The organism is Shewanella sp. POL2 (assembly GCF_000282755.1).
Lineage (GTDB): Bacteria > Pseudomonadota > Gammaproteobacteria > Enterobacterales > Shewanellaceae > Shewanella > Shewanella xiamenensis.
The window spans coordinates 1-23740 of sequence record NZ_AKZL01000049.1 but is presented as its reverse complement, the minus strand read 5'-3'; the positions used below and the strand labels follow the sequence as shown (position 1 = coordinate 23740).

Annotated in this window: 21 protein-coding genes; 14 read left to right on the top strand and 7 right to left on the bottom strand. The window is 48.1% G+C overall.

The window, feature by feature from the left end; all coding sequences use genetic code 11:
- The first annotated feature begins 22 nt into the window (after window positions 1-22).
- Complete coding sequence (ompW, locus tag SHEWPOL2_RS13860) at window positions 23-682, top strand: outer membrane protein OmpW (protein ID WP_037429155.1); 660 nt, start codon at window positions 23-25, stop codon at window positions 680-682.
- A gap of 84 nt (window positions 683-766) precedes the next feature.
- On the opposite strand, the gene SHEWPOL2_RS13855 is transcribed toward ompW, so the two are convergent.
- Window positions 767-1510 (bottom strand): SDR family NAD(P)-dependent oxidoreductase, encoded by a 744-nt coding sequence (locus SHEWPOL2_RS13855; RefSeq protein ID WP_037429177.1) that lies wholly within the window; start codon window positions 1508-1510, stop codon window positions 767-769.
- Window positions 1511-1627: 117 nt separating this feature from the next.
- Here SHEWPOL2_RS13855 and SHEWPOL2_RS13850 point away from each other — a divergent pair, with 117 nt between their 5' ends.
- From SHEWPOL2_RS13850 to SHEWPOL2_RS13800, 11 genes are all read left to right on the top strand, one after another.
- Window positions 1628-2062, top strand: a complete 435-nt coding sequence (locus SHEWPOL2_RS13850; protein WP_037429152.1) for a YbaY family lipoprotein — start codon at window positions 1628-1630, stop codon at window positions 2060-2062.
- 70 nt (window positions 2063-2132) lie between these two features.
- On the top strand, window positions 2133-3074 hold the full coding sequence (gene metA, locus SHEWPOL2_RS13845; RefSeq protein ID WP_037429149.1) for a homoserine O-succinyltransferase: 942 nt from the start codon (window positions 2133-2135) through the stop codon (window positions 3072-3074).
- A 430-nt stretch (window positions 3075-3504) separates the two neighbouring features.
- Entirely contained in the window at window positions 3505-4695 is a 1191-nt protein-coding gene (locus tag SHEWPOL2_RS13840) for an acetyl-CoA C-acyltransferase (RefSeq protein WP_037429148.1), read from the top strand.
- A gap of 134 nt (window positions 4696-4829) precedes the next feature.
- Window positions 4830-6329: a CoA-acylating methylmalonate-semialdehyde dehydrogenase gene (locus SHEWPOL2_RS13835; protein WP_037429145.1), complete on the top strand. Its 1500-nt coding sequence runs from the start codon at window positions 4830-4832 to the stop codon at window positions 6327-6329.
- Window positions 6330-6491: 162 nt separating this feature from the next.
- Window positions 6492-7649: an acyl-CoA dehydrogenase family protein gene (locus SHEWPOL2_RS13830; protein WP_037429144.1), complete on the top strand. Its 1158-nt coding sequence runs from the start codon at window positions 6492-6494 to the stop codon at window positions 7647-7649.
- Window positions 7650-7713: 64 nt separating this feature from the next.
- Window positions 7714-8487, top strand: coding sequence for an enoyl-CoA hydratase (locus tag SHEWPOL2_RS13825; protein ID WP_037429142.1), 774 nt, complete (start codon window positions 7714-7716; stop codon window positions 8485-8487).
- On the top strand, window positions 8487-9638 hold the full coding sequence (locus tag SHEWPOL2_RS13820; protein ID WP_037429140.1) for an enoyl-CoA hydratase/isomerase family protein: 1152 nt from the start codon (window positions 8487-8489) through the stop codon (window positions 9636-9638). The genes SHEWPOL2_RS13825 and SHEWPOL2_RS13820 overlap by 1 nt, the downstream gene beginning before the upstream one ends.
- A gap of 100 nt (window positions 9639-9738) precedes the next feature.
- Entirely contained in the window at window positions 9739-10641 is a 903-nt protein-coding gene (gene mmsB, locus SHEWPOL2_RS13815; RefSeq protein ID WP_037429138.1) for a 3-hydroxyisobutyrate dehydrogenase, read from the top strand.
- Between the two features lie 19 nt (window positions 10642-10660).
- Window positions 10661-11419 (top strand): SDR family oxidoreductase, encoded by a 759-nt coding sequence (locus SHEWPOL2_RS13810; protein WP_011717645.1) that lies wholly within the window; start codon window positions 10661-10663, stop codon window positions 11417-11419.
- Window positions 11420-11626: 207 nt separating this feature from the next.
- Entirely contained in the window at window positions 11627-11869 is a 243-nt protein-coding gene (locus tag SHEWPOL2_RS13805) for a hypothetical protein (RefSeq protein WP_037416867.1), read from the top strand.
- Between the two features lie 59 nt (window positions 11870-11928).
- Window positions 11929-13965 (top strand): prolyl oligopeptidase family serine peptidase, encoded by a 2037-nt coding sequence (locus tag SHEWPOL2_RS13800; RefSeq protein WP_037429127.1) that lies wholly within the window; start codon window positions 11929-11931, stop codon window positions 13963-13965.
- Between the two features lie 14 nt (window positions 13966-13979).
- Here SHEWPOL2_RS13800 and SHEWPOL2_RS13795 read toward each other — a convergent pair whose 3' ends face one another.
- The gene (locus tag SHEWPOL2_RS13795; protein WP_037429125.1) at window positions 13980-14369 is read right to left on the bottom strand and encodes a Cu(I)-responsive transcriptional regulator; all 390 of its coding nucleotides are present in this window, start codon (window positions 14367-14369) and stop codon (window positions 13980-13982) included.
- A 137-nt stretch (window positions 14370-14506) separates the two neighbouring features.
- Here SHEWPOL2_RS13795 and SHEWPOL2_RS13790 point away from each other — a divergent pair, with 137 nt between their 5' ends.
- Together SHEWPOL2_RS13790 and SHEWPOL2_RS13785 are read left to right on the top strand one after the other, a co-directional pair.
- Entirely contained in the window at window positions 14507-16783 is a 2277-nt protein-coding gene (locus SHEWPOL2_RS13790) for a heavy metal translocating P-type ATPase (protein WP_037429124.1), read from the top strand.
- A gap of 356 nt (window positions 16784-17139) precedes the next feature.
- Window positions 17140-18732: an ABC-F family ATPase gene (locus SHEWPOL2_RS13785; RefSeq protein WP_083848330.1), complete on the top strand. Its 1593-nt coding sequence runs from the start codon at window positions 17140-17142 to the stop codon at window positions 18730-18732.
- Window positions 18733-18839: 107 nt separating this feature from the next.
- Here SHEWPOL2_RS13785 and SHEWPOL2_RS13780 read toward each other — a convergent pair whose 3' ends face one another.
- From SHEWPOL2_RS13780 to SHEWPOL2_RS13760, 5 genes are all read right to left on the bottom strand, one after another.
- Window positions 18840-19367, bottom strand: a complete 528-nt coding sequence (locus SHEWPOL2_RS13780; protein ID WP_037429123.1) for a lipocalin family protein — start codon at window positions 19365-19367, stop codon at window positions 18840-18842.
- Between the two features lie 42 nt (window positions 19368-19409).
- The gene (locus SHEWPOL2_RS13775; protein WP_037429122.1) at window positions 19410-20315 is read right to left on the bottom strand and encodes an EamA family transporter; all 906 of its coding nucleotides are present in this window, start codon (window positions 20313-20315) and stop codon (window positions 19410-19412) included.
- A 323-nt stretch (window positions 20316-20638) separates the two neighbouring features.
- A complete protein-coding gene (locus SHEWPOL2_RS13770; protein WP_050991367.1) occupies window positions 20639-21649 on the bottom strand; it encodes a hypothetical protein in 1011 nt (336 codons plus the stop codon).
- A 61-nt stretch (window positions 21650-21710) separates the two neighbouring features.
- On the bottom strand, window positions 21711-22730 hold the full coding sequence (locus tag SHEWPOL2_RS13765; protein ID WP_037429120.1) for a sensor domain-containing diguanylate cyclase: 1020 nt from the start codon (window positions 22728-22730) through the stop codon (window positions 21711-21713).
- Window positions 22731-22996: 266 nt separating this feature from the next.
- A partial coding sequence (locus SHEWPOL2_RS13760) for a hypothetical protein (protein ID WP_037429119.1) occupies window positions 22997-23740 on the bottom strand: 744 nt, incomplete at its 5' end.

Genomic DNA, 23740 nt, shown 5'->3' with positions numbered 1-23740 from the left:
TATGTTGTACATATGGAGTATGATGATGAATAAAACTACTGTTTCTACACTGATCGCTGCCACCCTGTTAGCCGCTGGTTTCTCTGCTTCTGTTTCTGCCCATCAAGCGGGCGATATTATTGTTCGTGCTGGTGCAGTGGTTGTTGCGCCAAATGAATCGAGTGATGATGTTGTCATTCCAGGAAAAAATTTAGGTGAATTTCAAGTTAGTAACAACACTCAGTTGGGCTTGAACTTTGGTTATATGTTGACCGATAACATTGGTATTGAGCTATTAGCAGCGACTCCATTTAGCCACGATGTGTCTTTAAATGGTGTTGGTAAGATTGCGGAAACTAAGCATTTACCACCAACTTTAGTGGCACAGTACTATTTTGGTGATGCTCAATCTACATTACGTCCATATATAGGCGTGGGTGTGAACTACACTAACTTCTTCGACAATGAATTCACCAACGATTTAGGTGGTGCTTTAACTGACTTAAGCATGAGCACCTCCTGGGGCCTAGCGGCGCAAGCGGGTATCGATTATCAAGTCAATAAAAACTGGTTAGTTAACGCCTCTGTGTGGTATGCGCAAATTAGCACCGATGTGAAGTTTAAGTTAGCGGGTGATACTAAAGTAATTGATACTGACATTAACCCATGGGTTTATATGGTCAGCGTGGGTTACACTTTCTAATCATCTGATTTTAAAGTAACAAAAAAGGAGCCAGCGGCTCCTTTTTTGTTTTCGCAGTGTAATAAAGCTAAACGCGGAACAACACTACTTTTTAGCCTTTTTCGGCTTCCAGTGGCGAGTGTTATAGATAAACTCAGGCAGTAATTTAGTCAGCCAAGCCACTAAGCGCCAACGCTTGGTCACATAGACACGACGTTTACCCTGCTGCATGGCCTTAATGATCTGCGCCGCCACTTGCGGGAGCGGGGCAAGCCATAGGGTGCTTTGCTGCATGGCGGCCTTATCCAGTAAACCAAGTTGAATATCGGTAATAGTAATAGGCAACTTAAGCCGCTGGGCATGCATGCTTAAGCCTTCCAAATAGTTTTGCGCAAAGGCTTTAGAGGCATGATAAGCCACACTCGGGCCGCCGCGCAGACCAGCAATCGAGTTAATGGTGGCAAGCTGGCCGTAACCCTGTTCGCGAAATAATCTAAAAGCGGTATTACAGATAGCGGCAAAGCCCCGCACATTGACGTCGATAATGTCTTGCTCAGGTAACCATGGCAGCTCAGGGTCGTAGCTATTGAGTCCGGTATTCACCAAGACTAAATGAGCACCGCCGAGACTTTGCCAGACGTTTTCAAGCTGTTCGATGATGGCGCTTGGCTGTTCAATTTGCAGTGAAAATACTTGTACTTTGGTAGGTAAGGTCGAGGCGAACTCGCGCAGCGATTCAACATCCTGTGCAAAAAGTGCTAATTCAACTTGCTGTTCGGCCAATTGTTTGGCAAGTTCGCGGCTTAAATGTGAGCTAGCGCCCACAATTATCGCAGTTGCTTGGGTCATAAATTTTTCGGCAACGAAATGGTGGCTTATCATAGGAAGATATGCCCAGCATGACAAGATTTATAGCTTGGGCGTATAGACATCCAGAAGTCTTTATGTATGATTAGGAGAAATGAAATGACACATGGGTTAAGGATTAGCGGACTGACATCTGCATGGCAAAAATGGGCGGCAATGGTATTACTCACTGTGACGACGATGATGACAGGTTGTGCCACACCAAATGCGGTTGTTGAGATTAAAGGTGAGGCCATGTATCGCGAACGTATCGCACTGCCTGCCGATGCCAAGTTGATTGTGCAGTTGCTTGATGTCTCTAAGATGGATGTACCTGCTGTGGTGATGGCAGAGCGTGAGAGTCAAGGCGCTAAAACCCCTACGCCATTTAGTTTTACTATAGGGCGCGATCAGTTTGAAGCAGGGCATACCTATGCCATTGGTGCAAGGATTATGCTCGGTGATAAGTTATTGTTTATTAATACTCAAGCCTATCATGTCGATCTCAATTCGACTGAGCCTATGACGATACTGCTTGAGAAAGTCGGCCGCTAATTTGTTTGCTCTTTGCTGAGTGGCATACGCGCGCCGGAACCCTTGATTGTTTGAACAGAAGAGGCGCGGTATGCCAGTTAAAATTCCAGATCATCTGCCAGCAGCAGGGATTTTAGAATCTGAAAATATTTTCGTAATGTCCGAAACTCGGGCCGCCAATCAGGATATCAGACCGATGAAGGTACTGATCCTGAACTTGATGCCCAATAAAATTGAGACCGAAACCCAGCTTCTACGCCTTTTAGGCAACACGCCCTTGCAGGTGGATGTGGATTTACTGCGTATTCACGATAAAGAGTCGAAGCACACTTCTATCGATCATATGAACACCTTCTACCGTGATTTTGAGGATGTGCGCCATAAAAACTACGACGGCCTAATCATCACTGGCGCGCCGTTAGGGCAAATTGATTTTGAAGATGTGACTTATTGGGACCATATCCGTGAAATTATCGATTGGTCACAGCAGCATGTTACCTCGGTGCTCTTCCTCTGCTGGGCGGCGCACGCTGGGCTTTACCATCTCTATGGATTAAATCGTAAAATCCTTGAGCAAAAGCGCTCAGGGGTGTTTGTCCATCGCCGCACCTGCCTGCATTTCCCGCTGCTGCGCGGATTTGATGATGAGTTCTTTGCACCGCATTCCCGCTTTGCCGAGATGGATATTGAGGAGCTTAAGCGACATCCTGAACTACAAGTGCTGGCAGAGTCCGAGGAAGCAGGAGCCTATTTGGTCCTCAGTCGCAATAATCGCAACCTGTTTGTCATGGGTCACCCTGAGTATCAAAAATCCACCCTAAACGATGAATATCATCGGGATTTGGCGCAGGGCTTAAACCCAAATGTGCCACAAAACTATTACCGTAACGATGATCCTAAGGCCGATGCCATTGCCCGTTGGCACAGCCATGGTAGCCTGCTAGTTAGCAACTGGCTTAACTATTACGTTTACCAATTAACGCCTTACGACCTGAGTGATATGACAGCGATGACACCATGGGAATCGCAGTAGGGACGTTGTTTTAGTTTGTCAGGCATTGACGGTTTCTTAAGCTCAATGCCTGTCGAATTATCTCGCTATGCTGTTTCTGTTTGCTTGAATTTTTTGAACTGACTAATAAATTTACCATTCGCTTAGCCACTGTTTGCTCGCCTGTTAACCTCATTTGTCTTTAGCGCTGTTCATCATCTGCTGGTAAGGTTTTGTTCCTGCTGCAAGGCAAGCGCTTTTATTGAGTCACTTCCTCCTTGTTACCATTTCAAATGCCGTTAAGGCCTCTCGACTGTAAATTCTGACTGACAATCTGACGTGGATAAAATCGATACATTAGACCAAGGAATACTTGCTTTACGTTCGCGTAAACGTCAGAGTGGTTTCATTGTTACTATTTATCCGCCGCTGGCGTGTGTTACCGCCAAGGCACATTTAGCTTGGAGTCCCCATGAGTACTGAACAATTTAACCAAGAGATCGTTATTGTTGCCGCTAAACGCACCCCAATGGGTGGCTTTCAAGGCAGTTTGTCTGGCGTAACGTCTCCGAGCTTAGCGGCCACAGCCATCAAAGCCCTGTTAGCTGATACCCAAGTTGCGGGTGATAAGGTTGATGAAGTGTTAATGGGCTGCGTATTGCCAGCGGGTCTGGGTCAAGCACCTGCGCGTCAGGCAACCTTAGGTGCAGGTTTACCGCTGTCTGTTGGCGCTACGACCGTAAACAAAGTCTGTGGCTCTGGGATGAAAACCGTGATGCTTGCCCACGATTTACTCAAAGCGGGCAGTGCTAAGTTGGTGGTTGCGGGTGGTATGGAAAGCATGAGCCAAGCGCCTTACTTGCTAGATAAAGCGCGCGCTGGCATGCGTATGGGTCATGGCAAGGTATTAGACCATATGTTCCTCGATGGTTTAGAAGATGCCTACACTGGTGGTGCTATGGGCACATTTGCCCAGAAAACTGCCGACGAATATGGTTTAACCCGCGAGCAGATGGATGCGTTTGCTTTAAGCTCGCTCGAAAAAGCCAACGCGGCCATTCAATCTCGCGCCTTCAAGGCGGAGATTGTGCCCGTCACGGTAAGCGATCGCCGTGGTGATGTAATTATCGATACCGATGAGCAGCCAGGTAACGCCCGTCCTGAAAAAATCCCCGCACTGCGCCCCGCCTTTGCTAAAGACGGCACTATTACGGCGGCAAACTCAAGCTCGATTTCCGATGGTGCAGCGGCGCTGATGTTAACCACGCGCGCCAATGCCGAGCAGTTAGGCTTAACAGTGCTGGCCACCATCAAGGGCCACACAACCCATGCCCAGGAGCCATCACTCTTTACCACAGCGCCCGTTGGCGCTATGGCAAAACTTTTGAGCAATGTGGGTTGGTCTAAGGATGAGGTTGATCTGTTCGAAATCAACGAAGCCTTTGCCATGGTGACTATGCTGGCCGTTTCTGAATTAGGTTTAGATATGGCCAAAGTGAACGTTAACGGTGGCGCCTGTGCCTTAGGTCATCCTATCGGTTGCTCGGGTGCACGTTTGCTGGTGACCTTAATTCATGCACTTAAAGCCCGTGGGCTTAAGCGCGGCGTAGCCTCACTCTGTATCGGTGGCGGTGAAGCCACAGCTATGGCTATCGAAGTCTAATCAAAGGCTTATCGCGAATCACGGCAAAACAATCAACAAGACCAAGACTGAGCTAGCAAGGGCAAACATCCCGCTGAGGATAAACATAATATCGCACCGCCAGCTCGACCCTAAACAAGGAAAAGGATTGCAACATGACCACACAAGTTAAGCATTACATCGATGGCGAATTCACCACAGGCACTGGTACATCACAAATCGTGGTGACCAATCCCGCCAATAACGTACCGATTGCCGTTATTAATAGCGCTACGGCCGATGAAGTCCACGCGGCCATCGCCAGTGCCAAGGCGGCTTTTAAGACGTGGAAAGAAGTACCTGTGTCTGAGCGTGCCCGTGTCATGTTGTGCTACCAACACTTGTTAAAAGAACACCACGACGAACTGGCGACTATCCTTGCCAAAGAAACCGGCAAAACCTTTGAGGATGCCAAGGGCGATGTGTGGCGCGGAATTGAAGTGGCGGAACATGCCTGCAACATTGCTTCATTACTGATGGGCGAAACCGTTGAGAACGTCGCGCGTTCAATCGATACCTACAGCTACACTCAGCCTCTGGGTGTGTGTGCGGGCATCACGCCGTTTAACTTCCCTGCGATGATCCCACTGTGGATGTTCCCACTGGCGATTGCCTGCGGTAACACATTTATCCTTAAGCCATCAGAGCAAGACCCTATGACGCCGCAGCGCTTAGTTGAGCTATTTGTCGAAGCGGGTGCGCCAAAGGGCGTATTACAGCTGGTGCATGGCGATAAAACTGCGGTCGATATCCTGCTGGCCGATCCTGCGGTGAAAGCCATTTCCTTCGTCGGCTCTGTGGCTGTAGGTCAATACATCTATAAAACCGGTACCGATAACTTAAAACGCGTGCAAGCCTTTGCTGGGGCGAAAAACCACTGCGTGATCATGCCCGATGCGAATAAGCAGCAAGTGATCAACAACCTAGTGGGCGCATCGGTTGGCGCTGCGGGGCAGCGTTGTATGGCGATTTCTGTCGCGGTATTTGTCGGCGCGGCCAAAGAGTGGATCCCTGAGCTCAAAGAAGCGCTGGCAAAGGTTCGCCCAGGTTTATGGGACGATAAAGAAGCCGGTTACGGCCCGCTGATTAGCCCAGCTGCTAAAGCGCGCGTGCTCAAACTTATCGCCCAAGGTAAGGAAGAAGGGGCTGAGTGTTTACTCGATGGCAGCGACTTTAGCGTGGCGGGCTATGAGTCAGGTAACTGGGTCGGACCGACTATGTTCACTAAGGTCACGACCGATATGAGCATCTACAAAGAAGAAATCTTTGGCCCAGTGCTCTGCTGTATGGAGTCTGATTCATTAGAAGATGCCATCGAACTGGTTAACGCCAGCCCGTACGGCAATGGTACTTCTATCTTTACCGCCAGCGGCGCCGCAGCCCGTAAATATCAACACGAAATCGAAGTCGGCCAAGTCGGTATCAACGTGCCTATCCCTGTGCCATTACCTTTCTTTTCGTTCACGGGTTGGAAGGGCAGTTTCTATGGTGACCAACACGCCTACGGTAAGCAAGCGGTACGTTTCTACACTGAAACTAAAACCATTACTTCCCGCTGGTTCGAGTCGGACATTGCGGTGGCAGCTGGCCCTAATATGAGCATTAACTTGCGCTAAGCGGTTTAAAAAACAGTTTCAACGCATTGTGAAACGGCAGGTTATTTAGTCTAAACGTGGCGCAGTTGGCGTCCATTGATGATAAGCCTGCTGATAAATTCACTGTGTATTACACAAAAGATATTGACGAAAGAAATGGCCAAAGAGTCATAGGAGAGCCAAATGGATTTTAATTTCAACGAAGACCAACGCCAATTTGCCGATCTAGCCCGCCAGTTCGCGGCGGATGAACTCGCCCCCTTTGCCGCCAAATGGGACGAAGAACATCATTTCCCGAAGGATGTGATCCAAAAAGCCGGTGAGCTGGGTTTCTGCTCCTTGTATTCCCCCGAGTCGGAAGGTGGCATGGGCTTATCACGCTTAGATGCCTCGATTATTTTTGAGGAGCTGGCAAAGGGCTGTACAGCCTCAACGGCCATGCTGACGATTCACAATATGGCCACTTGGATGGTCACCACTTGGGGTACTGATACTCTGCGTCAAACTTGGTCTGAGCCTTTGACCACGGGTCAAATGCTCGCCTCTTACTGCTTAACAGAACCCGGCGCAGGCTCGGATGCGGCTTCACTGCAAACCAAAGCGGTGCGTGAGGGTGATGAATACGTGGTATCTGGCTCTAAGATGTTTATCTCGGGTGCAGGTTCAACTGAATTGCTGGTGGTGATGTGCCGCACGGGTCAAGCCGGGCCAAAGGGGATTTCGGCTATTGCCATTCCTGCCGACAGTGAAGGCATTATCTACGGTAAAGCTGAAGATAAAATGGGCTGGAACGCGCAGCCGACGCGCTTAGTCACCTTTGATAACGTGCGCGTGCCGGTTGCAAACCTACTCGGTGAAGAAGGCCAAGGTTTTACCTTTGCGATGAAAGGCTTAGACGGTGGCCGTATCAATATCGCTACTTGCTCTGTCGGTACGGCGCAGGCGGCTCTAGAGCGTGCAACCCAGTATATGAACGAGCGTCAGCAATTCGGTAAGCCGCTGGCAGCCTTCCAAGCGCTGCAATTTAAGCTTGCCGATATGGCGACCGAATTAGTGGCCGCGCGTCAAATGGTGCGTCTGGCCGCCTTTAAACTCGACAGTGGCGATCCAGAAGCGACCGCCTATTGTGCGATGGCGAAGCGCTTTGCTACTGATGTGGGTTTTCAAGTTTGCGATGCGGCGCTGCAAATTCATGGCGGATATGGTTATATCAGGGAGTATCCGTTAGAGCGTCACTTCCGTGATGTTCGTGTACACCAGATTTTAGAGGGCACTAACGAAATTATGCGCCTCATTATCGCCCGTCGTTTACTCGACGAAAATGCCGGACAAATCCTTTAAGCTGCCCTAATTGGACTGTAGGATTTGGCGATAACAGATTGGAAATATAAGGGAGCCGAAACAGATGGACTATTTAGTTGAGCGTATTGAAGGCCACACGGCCATTCTGACCATGAACAATCCGCCGGCCAATACTTGGACCGCCCAGAGTTTACAGGCGCTCAAGGCCAAAGTGCTGGAGCTTAATGCCAACAAGGACATTTACGCGCTGGTGTTAACTGGCGAGGGCAACAAGTTTTTCTCCGCGGGTGCCGATTTAAAACTGTTTAGCGACGGTGATAAGGGCAATGCGGCGAGCATGGCAAAACACTTTGGCGAAGCATTTGAAACCTTAAGCCAGTTCCGCGGCGTGTCGATTGCCGCCATTAACGGTTATGCCATGGGCGGCGGCTTAGAAGTCGCGCTGGCCTGTGATATTCGTATCGCCGAAACCCAAGCCGTGATGGCACTGCCTGAGGCGACCGTTGGCCTGCTGCCCTGTGCGGGCGGTACCCAAAACCTCACTGCTTTAGTGGGCGAAGGTTGGGCAAAACGCATGATCCTCTGCGGTGAGCGGGTGAGTGCCGCCCAAGCGCTGAATTTGCGTTTAGTCGAGGAAGTGGTTGAAACGGGTGAAGCTTTAAATGCGGCCATTGCCCTTGCGGCGAAGGTGGCGAATCAAAGCCCAAGCAGCGTCACCGCCTGTAAGACATTAATCCAAGCTGGGCGCCAAATGCCGCGTAGCCAAGCCTTACCGATAGAGCGTGAACTGTTTGTCGGTTTGTTCGATACTGAAGATCAGGCCGAAGGCGTGAACGCGTTTTTGGAAAAACGTAAAGCTGATTGGAAGAACCGCTAATGACAAATTTAGTAGATAAGGCTGCACACACGTCCACCACACCAAATGTGGTTTTTCAAACTTTAGCCACCGCCTCAGGTAAATTAGTTGGGGTGGTGACGCTCAATGTTGAAAAAGCCCTCAACGCCTTGGATCTCGATATGGTTCGAGCCATGACGGTGCAGCTCAATTTGTGGAAAAAAGATCCGTTAATCGCCTGTGTGGTACTCGATGGCAGCGGAGAAAAGGCGTTTTGTGCGGGTGGCGATGTGCGGGCGTTATATCACGCCTCAGTTGCTGCTAAGGGACAGGTGACTGAGGTTGCTAAAGTATTCTTTGAAGAAGAATATCGTCTCGATTATCTACTACATACCTTTGGCAAACCTGTGTTGGTATGGGGTGATGGCATAGTGATGGGCGGTGGTCTCGGCTTGATGGCGGGCGCGAGTCATAGAGTGGTGACCGAAACCTCTCGTATCGCTATGCCTGAAGTCACCATCGGGCTTTATCCCGATGTGGGCGGCAGTTATTTCCTCAACCGCATGCCGGGCAAAATGGGGCTGTTTTTAGGCTTAACGGCCTATCAAATGAACGCCGCCGATGCCTGTTACGTTGGCCTTGCCGATCATTATCTGAATCGTGACGACAAAGAGCTGATGTTCGATGCCATGGCGACCCTCGACTGGAGCGATACGCCAGCGCTGAACCATCAACGACTCGACTCGATGATTAACGAACTGTCGAACCAAGTTGATATTCCTAAAGGTGATAGTTTACTGGCCGAGAGCCAAGAGATAGTCGACCGACTGATGGCGGGCAGTTTAACCGATATCGTCAGCCGTATGTCGACCTTAAGCACCGATGAAGCATGGTTAAATAAAGCCTGCTCGACCATGCTTGCTGGCAGTCCTATCAGTTGGCATTTGGCGTATATCCAAACCCAACTCGGCACCAAACTCAGCCTAGCACAATGTTTTAAATGGGAATTAACCGTCAGCGTGAACACCTGCGCTAAGGGCGATTTCTGTGAAGGCGTACGGGCACTGCTGATTGATAAAGACAGACAGCCCAAATGGCAATTTGCCGATGTGCAATCCGTGCCAAACAGCGTTATCGAGGACATGTTGACCTCACCTTGGGGAGAGGAACATCCCTTAAGCCAATTAAGCTAAGCCAATCGATGGCAGGTAAAGCTAGCACTTTGCCTGCCATTTTTATCTGGAATAACAACTATCTGGAATAATAAACACACCAGAACACAGGAGTGATGGCATGAGTACAGTAGCATTTATCGGTTTAGGTAATATGGGCGGCCCAATGGCGGCCAATTTATTAAAAGCGGGCATGACAGTACGTGTCTTCGACCTAGTGCCTGCCGCCATGCAAGCCTTGGCCGAGCAAGGCGCATTAGTGTCTACCACCGCCTGCGGCGCCGCAGCGGGCGCGAATGTGGTGATCACTATGTTGCCCGCAGGCAAGCATGTAAAAAGTTTATATCTTGGTAATGGCACAGATAAAGGCCTACTCGAGGTGGTCGCTGGCGATACCTTGTTGATTGATTGCTCGACCATTGATGCCCAAAGCGCTCAATTGGTGGCGGCCGAAGCGGCTAAGAGTGGTATCGAATTTATCGATGCGCCAGTATCGGGCGGCACGGCGGGGGCTGCGGCGGGAACCTTAACCTTTATTTGTGGCGGTTCGGATATCGCCTTTGAGCGCGCGCAACCCGTACTCAATGCCATGGGCAAGAATATCTTCCATGCGGGCGGTGCCGGTGCCGGTCAGGTCGCTAAAATCTGTAATAACATGCTGTTATCTGTGCTGATGGTCGGTACTTCTGAGGCGTTGCAAATGGGGATTGACCATGGTCTCGACCCTAAAGTGCTGTCGGACATTATGAAGGTCAGCAGTGGCGGTAACTGGACGCTTGAAAAGTACAATCCTTGCCCGGGTGTGATGGAGAATGTGCCTTCTTCTAAGGGCTATCAGGGCGGCTTTATGGTAGATTTGATGGTTAAAGATCTCGGCCTCTCCCAAGAAGCCGCATTATTGAGCAATTCGAGTACACCCATGGGCTCACTCGCGCGCAGCTTGTATGTGAATCATGCAAGACAAGGCAATGGTCGCCGAGACTTCTCCAGTATTTTTGAACAATTTGCACCACTTAAAAAATAGATAAACAAGGGATAACCAGATGGATTTAAAAGATAAGGTTGTCGTCATCACTGGCGGCGCGGGTGGTTTAGGCTTAGCAATGGCGCACAATTTTGCGCAGGCGGGCGCTAAGTTGGCGCTGATCGATGTGGATCAAGAAAAACTCGAGCGCGCCTGTGCTGATTTAGGCTCAGCCACCGAAGTCCAAGGTTATGCGTTAGATATTACCGACGAAGAAGATGTGGTCGCAGGCTTTGCTTACATATTGGAAGATTTTGGCAAAATCAACGTATTAGTGAATAACGCCGGCATCCTGCGTGATGGTATGTTAGTCAAAGCCAAAGACGGCAAAGTGACTGACCGTATGTCATTTGACCAATTCCAATCGGTTATCAATGTTAACCTCACTGGCACCTTCCTCTGTGGCCGTGAGGCGGCTGCGGCGATGATCGAGTCTGGTCAAGCAGGGGTGATTGTGAACATTTCTAGCCTAGCTAAAGCGGGTAACGTAGGACAATCTAATTACGCGGCCTCTAAAGCGGGTGTCGCGGCGATGTCTGTGGGCTGGGCAAAAGAACTGGCGCGTTACAATATTCGTAGCGCGGCGGTAGCACCCGGGGTGATTGCCACCGAAATGACGGCGGCAATGAAACCTGAAGCCTTAGAGCGTTTAGAGAAGCTTGTGCCCGTTGGCCGTTTAGGCCAAGCGGAGGAGATAGCCTCTACCGTACGCTTTATTATCGAAAACGATTATGTAAATGGTCGTGTCTTTGAAGTGGATGGCGGTATCCGCTTATAAAAGATTATCTTATTGATAATAAACAAGACCGAGCGTTTGCTCGGTTTTTTGTTGGCTAAAGTTAGGTCTCTTTTTTTAGTCTGTTAGCTTGGGTAAGAGTTGTTCGGAGGTTGACATTTACTGGCTATCCTTCAACAATCGCACGCTACTTTTTTACATAACTTTACAAATAGAGTTGACATTATCGTATTGGAGTTGATTATCTGAATGTCATGGCAGGATAAAGCCCTTTGGCTGGAAAAAATTACCAAGCGGATGATGCTGATTGTCGGTGCCTTAGGAGTCATAGTGATTTACGGAGGCTTCTTTTTTCTTCTCTTCAGTGGTCGTTCGGTCGCCGTGATCCCGTGGTTTTTTCTGTTATCACCTTGGATTTGTATTTACTTTGGTCTGACGCAAGTACAACAAGCTAGCGTACTGAAATGGTTTGTTAAAAAAGTCAAAAAATAAGCCCTTAAGGGGATTTGCATATTTACGGTTTGTTTTAGTTTGCAAACTTGGGGAACACAATGGGGTTAGGACGCTATTTTCCATTCTTGCTAAGTGCAGTGTTACTGCTACTCGGCGGGTGTGAGCGTACGGATACAAAAGATCAATCTGCCAAGGAAAGCGGCGACATTAAAGTTGCACCCTATGGCAGCTGGCAATCACCTTTGTCTGCTGCTGAGGTTTTTCAACGAACCGATGATATTGCTGAACTACAAAGTGTAGGTAATGCGATTTATTTTGCAGAATCGAGCGGACGTGCCCAAGGCAAAGTTGGTATCAAGCGTCTCGATGATCTTGGCAAGGTCACTGAAGTGGTTCCTCCTGATTTTAATGTTAAATCTACTGTGCATGAGTATGGCGGTGCGGCGTTTTTGGGCATAGGTCAGAGCCTATTTGCCACTAAATTGCAGGATCAGCTGTTTTACCGTTTTGCGCCTAATCAGCCACCATTGCCGTTAACTCCCAATGGTACCCGTCATGCCGATTGTGTGGCATATCCTAAGGGCTCACGGATTATTTGCGTGCGTGAAGATCACCGTCAGGGCGGCGAACCGAAAGCGAGCCTGGTGACTATCAATCTTAACTTTGCCGGTGAAGGCGATACCTTTGTTACGGGTCATGATTTTATTTCTTCCCCGACTATTTCACCCGATAACACCCAATTGGCGTGGATCACTTGGGAACATCCTTATATGCCTTGGGATAAGAGTGTGCTCTGGCTTGGGGATCTTGACCGCAAAGGTCAATTAAAAAATATTCGCAAGGTGAGTACGCCAGAGGACTCTTCGGTGACTCAGCCACTATTTGGCCTCGACGGTAAATTATATGTGGTGTCCGATCTCAGTAACTGGTGGAACATTTACCGCGTCACCCCTAGGGAAACCCTAGAGCCTGTGTTGAGTAAAAATGCCGAGTTTGCGGTGCCGGATTGGCGTTTAGGTAACCATAATTATGCCTTTGAAAATGCTTCGACTCTCATCGCGAGCTACGTTGAAGGCAATCGAGCCGCATTGCTGCGTATGCACTTAGATTCCGGATTGACCGAATCTCTTGCCGTTGATTTTGCTGAGATCACTCAGGTGGTAAAGGGCGAAGATGGTGTTTATTTTGTTGGCGCTAAGGCAACACCAGAGAAAGGTATTTATCGCGTTGTTGGGCGTGGCACTGAGCTTGTGTACGCCCCAGCGCTCGCGAATCTTGATCCCAACTATGTCTCGCGGGCGAAAAATATAGCCTTCGCTACCGGTAAAAATCAGCAGGCCTATGGTTATTTTTACAGCCCTGTGAACCCTAATTACGTGGCGCCCCACGACACAAGGCCGCCGCTTATCGTGATGCTACATGGCGGGCCGACGGCGCGGGCTTCACTGGCCTATCGCAGTGAAATCCAGTTTTGGACCAGCCGCGGGTTTGCGGTGTTGGATTTAAACTTTCGCGGCAGCAGTGGTTTTGGCCGCGCCTATCGCCAAAGCCTTTATGGCAAATGGGGTGAAAGCGATGTAGAGGATGCGGTTAATGCCGCAAAGTATTTAGTGGCTAAGGGCTGGGTAGACGCCAATAAGTTAGCAATTCGCGGCATCAGCGCCGGTGGCTTAACTGTGATGTCTTCGCTAGCGTTTTATGATGTGTTTCAAGCGGGTGTGAGCTATGAGGGTATCAGCGATTTTGAGCAGCTCGCTAAGGGAACCCATAAGTTTGAGTCGGGTTATTTAGACCAACTTATCGGCCCCTATCCAGAGAAGAAGGAACGCTACCGCGAGTTATCGCCACTCAATCACTTAGATGGTTTGAATGAACCTTTGCTGATTTTCCAAGGCTTGAGAAACAAGATTGTACCGACGGCGCAGTCGCGGCAAATCTATGATGCCCTTAAAGCCAAAGGTGTGCCGACGGCCTATATCGATTATGGCGATGACGCAAGTGATGGACGCACGCCAGAGCATAAAGCGGCGGGATTAGAAACCGAGTTAGCCTTTTATGGGCAAGTGTTTTCATTTACACCAGCAGGTAAATTGCCAGCGTTGCAGTTAGATAATGTGGCGGCACTTAAGCATTAAAAGGTGAAAAGAGCTTAGGGTTGATGGTTAAGACTATCAATAATGGCGCAGTGGGGCTGTTCGCCGCCTTGGCACTCGCTGACCATTTGTTGTAACTGGCTACGAAGATTCTGCAATTTACCAATTTGCTCCTCAACATAGGCCAAATGGTTGCGGGTGAGTTGCTTCACATCTTCGGCATTGCGGCTGTCGTTATTGCGAAGGCCAAGCAGGAGTTTGCAATCCTCGAGGCTAAAACCTAAGTCGCGGCACTGGTGGACAAATTTCAGCGATTCGATATCCCGATGGCGATACACCCTGTATCCCGCCTCGTTACGCTCGCCACAGACAAGGCCGATATCGTGGTAATAGCGTATGCTTTTGACGCTTAACCCTGTGTGCTTCGCGACTTCACCAATTTTCATACTGACCTCAGTTCTTATCTGTTCTAAAGACTCGTGCAGACAAGTGTGATACTTGCCACAAAAACACCCTTGACTCTCCCGTGATGGGAGACTTTATCTTAACCCTATAGCGGTTAAGTTCAAGTGAGGGATCTTCCATGTCGCAGATAAAACTCTATGTCGCCACCATGAATTGTGCGGGATGTGTGGCCAAAATTGAAAAGGCCTTTGCGGCCGAACCGAATGTGAGTGCCCGTATCAATCTCGCCGATAAGCAAGTGACTGTCGATGGCAAGATGAGCAGTGATGCGGCGCTGGCTGTTATGGACAAGGCGGGTTATCCCGCTCAATTGATCGTGGACGCAAAGGCGGCCGCAGAGGAAAAGCGGGTCGAAGATGCGGCAGAGTATTGCCTGCGGATGCGTCAGGCCATCGCCGCGCTCGCTGTCGGTATCCCTATGATGTTATGGGGATTGCTGGGCGGCGAAATGATGATTAATCGCCCTAGCATGCAGCTTGGCTGGGGCATTATGGGCCTAGTCACTTTAGCACTTTTAGTCGGTACCGGGCGCCATTTCTATCAGGGAATGTGGCGCGCGCTTAAAGCCAAAACCACCAATATGGATACCTTAATCGTGTTAGGTACCAGCACGGCATGGCTTTATTCCATGCTGGTGGTGCTTATTCCGAGTGCGTTTCCAATGGATACTCGCCACGTTTACTTTGAGGCGAGCGTGATGATCTTAGGCTTGATTAACTTAGGCCATGCCCTCGAACTCAAAGCTCGGGGCAAAACTAGCGAAGCGGTGCAGCGCTTACTCGGCCTGCAATCTTCTACCGCGATTCGTATTGGCGACAATGGCGATGAAGAGGTTGAAATCAGTCAGCTTAAATTAGGCGATAAACTCAGACTTCGCCCCGGCGACAGGGTCGCACTCGATGGCGTGGTGGAGTCCGGCCAGTCATTACTCGATGAGGCCATGCTAACGGGCGAACCTATTCCGGTGCCAAAGCATGTTGGGGATAATCTGAGCGCGGGAACTGTCAATGGTAACGGCAGTTTAGTCTACCGAGTGACCGCTGGGCAGCAGGATACGCGCCTTGCCAAAATCATCGCACTGGTGCAGGAGGCGCAAACCTCTAAGATGCCGATTGGTCGTCTGGCCGATAAAATTTCGGCGGTGTTTGTACCAACAGTTGTGGTTATCGCCTTACTCGCGGCGGCGATTTGGTATTTTGTTGGGCCAGAACCCGCGCTCAGTCATGCACTTGTGGTGCTCACCAGCGTGCTGATCATCGCCTGTCCCTGTGCCTTAGGCTTAGCCACACCTATGTCTATCATGGTGTCCGTTGGCCGCGCCGCTCAAATGGGCGTATTGGTAAAAAATGGTGAAGCACTGCAAAGCGCCAGCAAGGTCGATTGTGTAGTGTTGGATAAAACAGGCACAGTGACTCAGGGTAAACCCCAAGTGACTGATATCCATTGGATTGAAGGTAATGACCAAGCTCCTAATGACCAAAAATTCAGTGATGAAGACAAGCGCGCACTCCTTGGCGCGATCGCCAGTCTTGAGCAGCATTCAGAGCATCCGCTAGCTAGCGCAATAGTCAGCTATGTTAAGCAAGCCTCGATTCCATTACCCGCAACCGAGATTTTTACCAATCATCAGGGTAAGGGCATTGAAGGGCGAGTCGATGGCGCCGACTTTTTAGTGGGTAATCAAGCCTTAATGGCGGCATTTGATGTGCAGTCAGGGGAGGGCGTGACAGGCAACCACTCAGGCTTTGCGATAGAAGCCGCCGCGCAATTTGCCAAACAGGGCAAGACGGCGATTTATGTCGCTAGGGCGGGCAAGTTAGTGGCCACTATCGCCATTGCCGATCCGATCAAGGACGACGCCAAAGAAGCGATAAGCGCGATACGTTCACAGGGGATTCGCGTAGTACTGCTGACCGGAGATAATCTGCAAACGGCGCAGGCGGTGGCAGCTCAAGTGGGGATAGATGAAGTGATAGCGGGCGTGTTACCCGAGCAAAAGCAACAGCATATTAAAGCCTTACAACAGCAAGGTCATGTGGTTGCCATGGTGGGGGATGGTATCAACGATGCGCCTGCCTTAATGAGCGCCGATGTGGGGATCGCCATGGGATCGGGCACTGAGGTGGCGATCGAAAGCGCGGATATGACTCTACTGTCCCATCAGCTGATAGTGATTGCTAACTTATTGGCACTTTCCCGCGCGACCATTCGCAATATTAAACAGAACCTGTTTGGGGCCTTTATCTACAACAGTTTAGGTATCCCAGTGGCGGCGGGCGTTTTGTATCCGCTCACGGGTATGCTGTTAAGCCCTGTGATTGCAGGGGCTGCGATGGCGCTGTCTTCTTTAACTGTGGTCACCAATGCGAACCGTTTAAGACAGCAAAAACTGTAACGTATTGGTATTGTTTATCGGCCCGCGAGTGAGTGGGGGCTTACAAATACCGCCCAGTTCAGTGGGCGGTATTTGGATTGTCTGGCTAAAAATGCAATGTTAATTCAGTTGCCATCCAATAGGATTATCTTGGGTTGTATTTGTAAAAATTCAGGTTAAATAAACAGTTATCTTTGGGTTACATGGCTCAGAATCGCTTAAGCATTCGCGGCTAACGGGGCCTTTTTAGTTGATAATTTAACCCAAACTGCTATAGTGCCACGTTTATTTTTACCCCCTCAGGCTGGTGGAAATTGGTTTATGCTTATATGCACTGCCAATAGTCTGGCCAATATTACTCGATTTGGAAGTTCATTTTGATCACAACAGCGAATATCACCATGCAGTTTGGCGCTAAGCCACTGTTTGAAAACATCTCAGTTAAATTCGGCGGCGGTAACCGTTACGGTCTTATCGGTGCGAACGGCTGCGGTAAATCAACCTTCATGAAGATCCTTTGCGGTGATCTAGAGCCGAGCAGCGGTAACGTATCTTTAGACGTCAATGAGCGTCTGGGTAAACTCAGCCAGAACCAATTCGGTTACGAGGAATACACGCTGATTGACACCGTTATCATGGGCCACCGTGAACTGTGGAAGGTCAAGCAAGAGCGTGACCGTATCTATTCTTTACCTGAAATGAGCGAAGAAGACGGCATTGCCGTGGCAAACCTTGAGATGGAATTTGCCGAAATGGACGGTTACACCGCCGAATCTCGCGCTGGTGAACTGTTACTTGGCGTAGGTATCGGTATCGAAAGCCATTTCGGTCTAATGTCTGAAATCGCCCCAGGTTTAAAACTGCGGGTATTATTGGCGCAGGCCCTCTTCTCAGATCCTGATGTGCTGCTGCTCGACGAACCTACCAACAACTTGGACATCGACACTATTCGTTGGTTACAGGACGTCTTGAACCAACGCGATAGCACCATGATCATCATTTCGCACGACCGTTACTTCTTAAACTCAGTCTGTACTCATATGGCAGACTTAGACTACGGTGAACTGCGTGTTTACCCAGGTAACTACGACGAATATATGCTAGCAGCGACTCAGGCCCGTGAGCGTTTGCTAGCTGACAACGCCAAGAAGAAAGCGCAAATTTCTGAGCTACAAACCTTCGTTGCTCGCTTCTCTGCTAACGCTTCTAAGGCAAAACAAGCGACTTCTCGTGCCCGTCAAATCGATAAGATCAAGCTGGATGAGGTTAAAGCCTCTAGCCGTGTTAACCCATTCATTCGTTTCGAGCAGGAAAAGAAACTGTTCCGTAATGCGTTAGTGGTTGAGAATTTGGCTAAAGGTTATGACACGCCACTGTTTAAAGACTTAAACCTGATTGTCGAAGTGGGCGAGCGTATCGCTATCCTCGGTGAGAACGGTGTAGGTAAAACCACGCTACTGCGTACTTTAATCCATGATATTCCACAGGATGAAGGCCATATCCAATGGTCTGAAAACAGCAATATCGGTTACTACGCGCAGGATCATGAGTCTGATTTTGAAAACGATATGACCCTCTTCGAGTGGATGAGCCAATGGCGTAAACCTGAAGATGACGACCAAGCGGTACGCGGTATCTTAGGCCGTATGCTGTTTAGCGCCGACGATATTAAAAAGTCTGTAAAGGTGCTGTCGGGTGGTGAAAAGGGCCGTATGTTATTTGGCAAGCTGATTATGCAAAAGCCAAATATCCTGATGCTCGACGAACCGACTAACCACATGGACATGGAATCGATCGAATCCTTAAACAACGCGCTGGAAAAATACGAAGGCACGCTGTTGTTTGTGAGTCACGACCGTGCATTCGTATCGTCACTGGCCAACCGTATCCTTGAAATTACTCCTAACGGTGTGAATGACTTCAAGGGCACCTATGATGAGTTCCTCGCGAGCAAGGGCATCGAAGGCTAATTACTTGTTTTAAATAGCCTTAAATGCACAGATAAAAAACGCCGCTTAATGAGCGGCGTTTTTGTTTATGGTGTTTACCTTGAGTGTTAGCCTCGGCTTAGCGGTTATTATTTTGCCTCGGCTTGTTGCTCGACATAAATCAAGCTGTCAGTGTCAAAGCCTCTGGCTTTGGCCATGTCGACAAATTGCTTAATCACCTCAGGGGATACTGTTGGAGTTCGGGCTAGTAGCCATAAATAATCCGTATCTGGCCCCGAGATAAAGGCGTATTGATAATTTTGTTGGTCGAGCCCAAAGACTACATACGAACCATAAAACGGCCCGAAAAAGGAGACTTTTAAGTAAGCTTCGTTCTCTCCATTCACAAAATAGGCTTTACCTTCGGCTTCTTTCCATTCCTGTTTGGCGGCAGAATAGCCCCGATTAATGACTTTAACGCCGCCATCGGGCTTAAGGCTGTATTCGGCAGAAACTTGGGTTAATCCGCGCTCGAAGGAGTGGTCAAGCCTCGCAATCTCGTACCATTTGCCTAAATAGCGGTCGAGTTTAAAATCTTTAACGGGTTCGACGTAGTTAGGCATTCCTAGACAGCCTGTCAGGACCAAAGCACTGATCATTAAGAGTAGTTTTTTCAAGTGATGCTCCTATCAAAAAGATTTAGTTTATATTTTACTCATTTATTCATGGTGGCAAACAGAGGGATTTTCAGAGCTTTTTAGGGCTTTGTATTGGCTTAACCAACCTTGTGCTATACCTGCCAGCATTATCAGCGCCACACCTATCAATTGCTGTGCGGTTAATGTTTCATTAAATAACCACCACGCCAGAGTGACCGCCACCACAGGTTCCACATAGGAGAGTGCGCCGTAGGTGATTGATGGCAATTGATTTAGAGCTTTTACTGCAAACAGAATAGCTAAAAATCCCGGAAAGAACCCAATTGCCAGCAGCCAAGCAAATTGATTCAGGCTGGGTACTAATGGTGTGATTAACACTAAGGGAAGTAGGCATAAAGCGCCAACACCTAACTGTACCAGCGTACTTTGATAGGGCGAGGCGGCACTTGGTTTGCGGTTGATTAAGATAAAGCCACTATAGGTCAGTAACGACAATAATGCATAAAAATATCCCAATATTTCAGAATTATATAGCGATTGGCTCGATGTCACGGGGAGCATTAATATAAAGCCCGCTAAGGCGAGTACCACACTTGCCATACTGAATCGGTTGAGTCTTTCATTAAACACAAAGTGCGCAAAGAGTGACGCTACCACAGGTGCGAGGTAGATGATCATAATCACGGTTGCCATTTGAGTGTATTGAATAGCCTCGATATAAAAAGCCATAAATCCGGCGAGCATTGCGCCATTTATCAAGGTGCGTTTGCTCGGTTTATGGCGAATTTGCTGTCCTTTACCCGTTAACAACATATAGACCATTAAAAACAGCGCGCCGAGTAGCAGGCGGTAAAAGGTAATATGTTCGGCTGGCAGAGTTGCAAAGCGTGCGAATACGCCAATCGTGCCCATTAAGGTGGCAGCCAATAGGGCAAAGAGCAAGGCCAAAGTAGGAGGTGGATTCATGTGTCACCTTTAGCGTACAGTCCAGTACTGTAGAAACAGTCCAACGGGTAAGGACGCTGAGTTTGCCCTAAAATATCTAGCTAGGCTAGCGAGGTATTCGACTGTGCTTTGGGTATCGTGCAAACTAGCTGTTTCGAAGGGGGAGCATTTTATTGGGATTAGACGATCCTGATATCGCATACTTAGACGCAGGTATTTAGGATAAAAGGTCGCTGTATTGCAAATGGTAAGGGGCTTTTTATGATCCACGCTATAACGGGGTTCGCTTCAGTCTTTAAGTGCTCATCCGCTTGTCGGAGCGAGCAACGCTCAATCCTAGGATTTTAATAATCCTTAATAAAGCGCAGAGCATGTTTGGCTAGCGTAAAATTGATATTTTCACTGATACGAATTTCGGCGATTAATCGACTCGAAGTAGATTGACTGATAAAGCAATCAAATGTCAGTTCGTTGGTAAGCTGCAAATGAACACGGGAACGATTAGGTGTGAGAGATTTTAATATATCAAAATTTAACGCAATATCGGGATCCTCTTCGTAAAAATAATTAGCATGATAAATAAAGTGTGGCCAATTTTGATTATTTGATTCAATTATATAAGCACAACGATCATTGGCTGGAATAATATTAGATAGCTGTTTTTTGAAATTATTTGTGGTTAGATTGTTTTTAATGAATTTATATTTAGTGTCATTAAAAATAACTAGCATCACATCTTGCCTTGTTGAGTTAAGTTGGTTTGAATGAATGTTTTTTAGGGAATGTTTATCTTGTGCAGTATAAATATTGTTTTCGGTGATAGATGACTGACTATCAGGTTGCAGATAATAATTTAGGATTTGATAGTCTGTTAAGTAGTGTTCAATTAAACTGATGTTAGTCATTTCTCCTTCAAAAGATAATGCGTTATTGGACATAGCCTTTAATACACGGTTATCTGTTAAAGGGATAATTTGCTGTTGAACTTCGATTTCATCGCCATCGATATAACATTTTAGCTTATGATATTGGTAGCTGATGGATAATAAATGCCAATAATCATCATTTAAACCACCTGACATCGAAGCCATTTCAATCGATAATAATCGGCTATTAACAACCGATTCAATATTGCCAAGTGCATTTATCTTCACAATAAAGCCCGTATGATTAAACTCACAACAATATTGAAATACTAGTCCTCCATGTTGGTTTTTTATCCAAGCTTGCCAAGTGAAAATATCGAGTGTTTTCGAGCCTAATAAAACGACTTTAGCCGTATTTTCTGATGTTTCTTGAGCGAGGTCTTGAACTAAGTTATTCGAGCTTAAACAAATGTTTTTTGAGGTTTTCATGGGTGACATCCTTGTGGTTATGTCATGCATAAACCTTTGGTTTTATTTCAGACAAATATCATCACAGCGAGGTATTAATTCTATCGCGACCATCGGCCTTGGCGCGGTAAAGCGCGGTATCGGCGGCGCATACCATGGCGAGTGAGGTACGGAACTGGCCATTGACTTCACTGGCAATCCCTTGGCTGGCACTTACCGATACATAATCCCTGAGCCCTTGGTCAGTAAAACGAATATTATTAATCCCTTGCTGAATTTTTTGCGCTATGGTCAGCGCCATTTTGGCATTGTGATTAGGTAGGATCAGCGCAAACTCTTCGCCGCCGTAACGGGCCGCAAGACCGATGTCGATAGGCACAATAGTGGCGATCACTTTGGCAATTTTTCTAAGGCATTCATCACCTTGGATATGACCAAACTGATCATTAAACACCTTAAAATAATCCACATCGATAATGACTACGCTGATAGGACGTAGTTTGGCGGTGCATTCTTCCCAGTGTTGTTGCAGCATTTCATCAAAATAGCGACGGTTCGCCAGTTGGGTGAGGGAGTCGGTGGCGGCGAGCTTACGTAGTTTTTGGTTTTCTGCTTTATGGTGAGTTAAATCGTGCATCACCATCACAAATACGGGGTCATGGCTGGGAATATAAGAGATGGATAACTCCACATCTTTGGCCTTACCAGAGGCACAGATCAGTGTGGTTTCCTGCGCAGGGTGCTGCACGGGTTGACCACAGTTGGTGCCTAATTGCACATCGTGGCTCAGGAGATTGTCATAGCGCGCTTGATGATGTTCAGTCAAAAAATTGCGCCAGTCTTGGCCCTTTAAACTCGCCTGCGGGCAATCGAGCAGCTCGGCACTGCGCTGATTGCACGAACGGATAAAGCCATTGGCATTCACTAAGATCATGGCTTCAGTTAAATGTTGAATAAAGAGCTCAATGGTCTCGAGGGAAGAATGCTCGAAAAAGTTCAGCGGTAACTCGGCAGCCTTTGCATGCTGAGTTGCGGGCAATGCAGCATCATCGACAATAGATAAGGCGGGTTGTTGGCGAGCTAGTTTCGGTGAGTTTGTCATTGTTATCTTTCCCTGTGAACTTTAATCATCTGCGCTAGGCGCTTTTCTGAGGATGACTTTATTCTGGAGGAAGAAAAGATACCTTCTGCTTACCTTCTGGTGTAATTATTTGATTTTAAATGTTTTAAATTTTGCCTTCTGAGTCGTTTTGTCTGCAATTAGGATCATGGTTAGCTAGGCGCTTGTTTACATCTCGCAAAATTGGGACTAGATAGCCCCCAATCTTAAGCATTAAGACTGAGTCGAATATTTGTTATTGGGGCAATTTAACGCAGTGTAAGTCCATTAATTTGCTCGGGATGTAGTGCTTGGCTATGGGATTTTCCTCGGCACCATTTGCCACCTTGCTTGTGTTTAAATGCACACATTGCATCCCATCGACCGCTTACACCACTGTACTGGCGACGAAACTCCTTGGCTGAAAGTAACCAGGCATCGGATGCAATCCCTAACTCATTAAGCAACTTAGGTCGTAGGTTATCGATAAAGCCTTTTTTATCATGGCGGATGGCGCGGCCAGTCCAATCGATAAGCTCAAGATAATCGGCAAAATGGAAGGGGATGCCCGTTTGCTGATGGATATGCGTTGCACCCTCAAATTTTGCAAGGGATTTGTGTGGTAATGGTTGAGTGTTATCTACAGGGGGTTGGGTTATCAGTGGTGTGACGCTGGTAGGGGAAAGTGCATTCAGGCGCTCTTGAATCGATGTAAAATCAGAGGATTGCAAAGAATCGGCAATGCCTGCTCGAATAGGATTTAAATCAACGTACATCATACACGCCAGTAATGCTTGCTCATCTAACAGTGCTTGGGATTTAAAACGACCTTCCCAGAAGGCGCCTTTGCACTCATCTTCTCGATTGGCTTTACGGGCAATCTCTTCGTTCAGGCAGCGCATAAACCAAGATATGCTGGATAAACGCTCATGCCATTCAGCAATTAAGCCATCGAGTAACATGCGTTCGCCGTCGATTAATGCATCACCATTCATATACTTAGTGGCAATGGC

What these genes read in the sequence shown, in the direction of transcription:
- SHEWPOL2_RS13810 (WP_011717645.1), top strand. Translation starts at nt 10,661, where the DNA reads ATGGATTTAAAAGATAAGGTTGTCGTCATCACTGGCGGCGCGGGTGGT.
- SHEWPOL2_RS13790 (WP_037429124.1), top strand. Translation starts at nt 14,507, where the DNA reads ATGTCGCAGATAAAACTCTATGTCGCCACCATGAATTGTGCGGGATGT.
- SHEWPOL2_RS13840 (WP_037429148.1), top strand. Translation starts at nt 3,505, where the DNA reads ATGAGTACTGAACAATTTAACCAAGAGATCGTTATTGTTGCCGCTAAA.
- SHEWPOL2_RS13850 (WP_037429152.1), top strand. Translation starts at nt 1,628, where the DNA reads ATGACACATGGGTTAAGGATTAGCGGACTGACATCTGCATGGCAAAAA.
- SHEWPOL2_RS13770 (WP_050991367.1), bottom strand. Translation starts at nt 21,649, where the DNA reads ATGAAAACCTCAAAAAACATTTGTTTAAGCTCGAATAACTTAGTTCAA.
- SHEWPOL2_RS13795 (WP_037429125.1), bottom strand. Translation starts at nt 14,369, where the DNA reads ATGAAAATTGGTGAAGTCGCGAAGCACACAGGGTTAAGCGTCAAAAGC.
- SHEWPOL2_RS13800 (WP_037429127.1), top strand. Translation starts at nt 11,929, where the DNA reads ATGGGGTTAGGACGCTATTTTCCATTCTTGCTAAGTGCAGTGTTACTG.
- SHEWPOL2_RS13775 (WP_037429122.1), bottom strand. Translation starts at nt 20,315, where the DNA reads ATGAATCCACCTCCTACTTTGGCCTTGCTCTTTGCCCTATTGGCTGCC.
- mmsB (WP_037429138.1), top strand. Translation starts at nt 9,739, where the DNA reads ATGAGTACAGTAGCATTTATCGGTTTAGGTAATATGGGCGGCCCAATG.
- SHEWPOL2_RS13855 (WP_037429177.1), bottom strand. Translation starts at nt 1,510, where the DNA reads ATGACCCAAGCAACTGCGATAATTGTGGGCGCTAGCTCACATTTAAGC.
- SHEWPOL2_RS13820 (WP_037429140.1), top strand. Translation starts at nt 8,487, where the DNA reads ATGACAAATTTAGTAGATAAGGCTGCACACACGTCCACCACACCAAAT.
- SHEWPOL2_RS13835 (WP_037429145.1), top strand. Translation starts at nt 4,830, where the DNA reads ATGACCACACAAGTTAAGCATTACATCGATGGCGAATTCACCACAGGC.
- SHEWPOL2_RS13825 (WP_037429142.1), top strand. Translation starts at nt 7,714, where the DNA reads ATGGACTATTTAGTTGAGCGTATTGAAGGCCACACGGCCATTCTGACC.
- metA (WP_037429149.1), top strand. Translation starts at nt 2,133, where the DNA reads ATGCCAGTTAAAATTCCAGATCATCTGCCAGCAGCAGGGATTTTAGAA.
- SHEWPOL2_RS13765 (WP_037429120.1), bottom strand. Translation starts at nt 22,730, where the DNA reads ATGACAAACTCACCGAAACTAGCTCGCCAACAACCCGCCTTATCTATT.
- ompW (WP_037429155.1), top strand. Translation starts at nt 23, where the DNA reads ATGATGAATAAAACTACTGTTTCTACACTGATCGCTGCCACCCTGTTA.
- SHEWPOL2_RS13830 (WP_037429144.1), top strand. Translation starts at nt 6,492, where the DNA reads ATGGATTTTAATTTCAACGAAGACCAACGCCAATTTGCCGATCTAGCC.
- SHEWPOL2_RS13805 (WP_037416867.1), top strand. Translation starts at nt 11,627, where the DNA reads ATGTCATGGCAGGATAAAGCCCTTTGGCTGGAAAAAATTACCAAGCGG.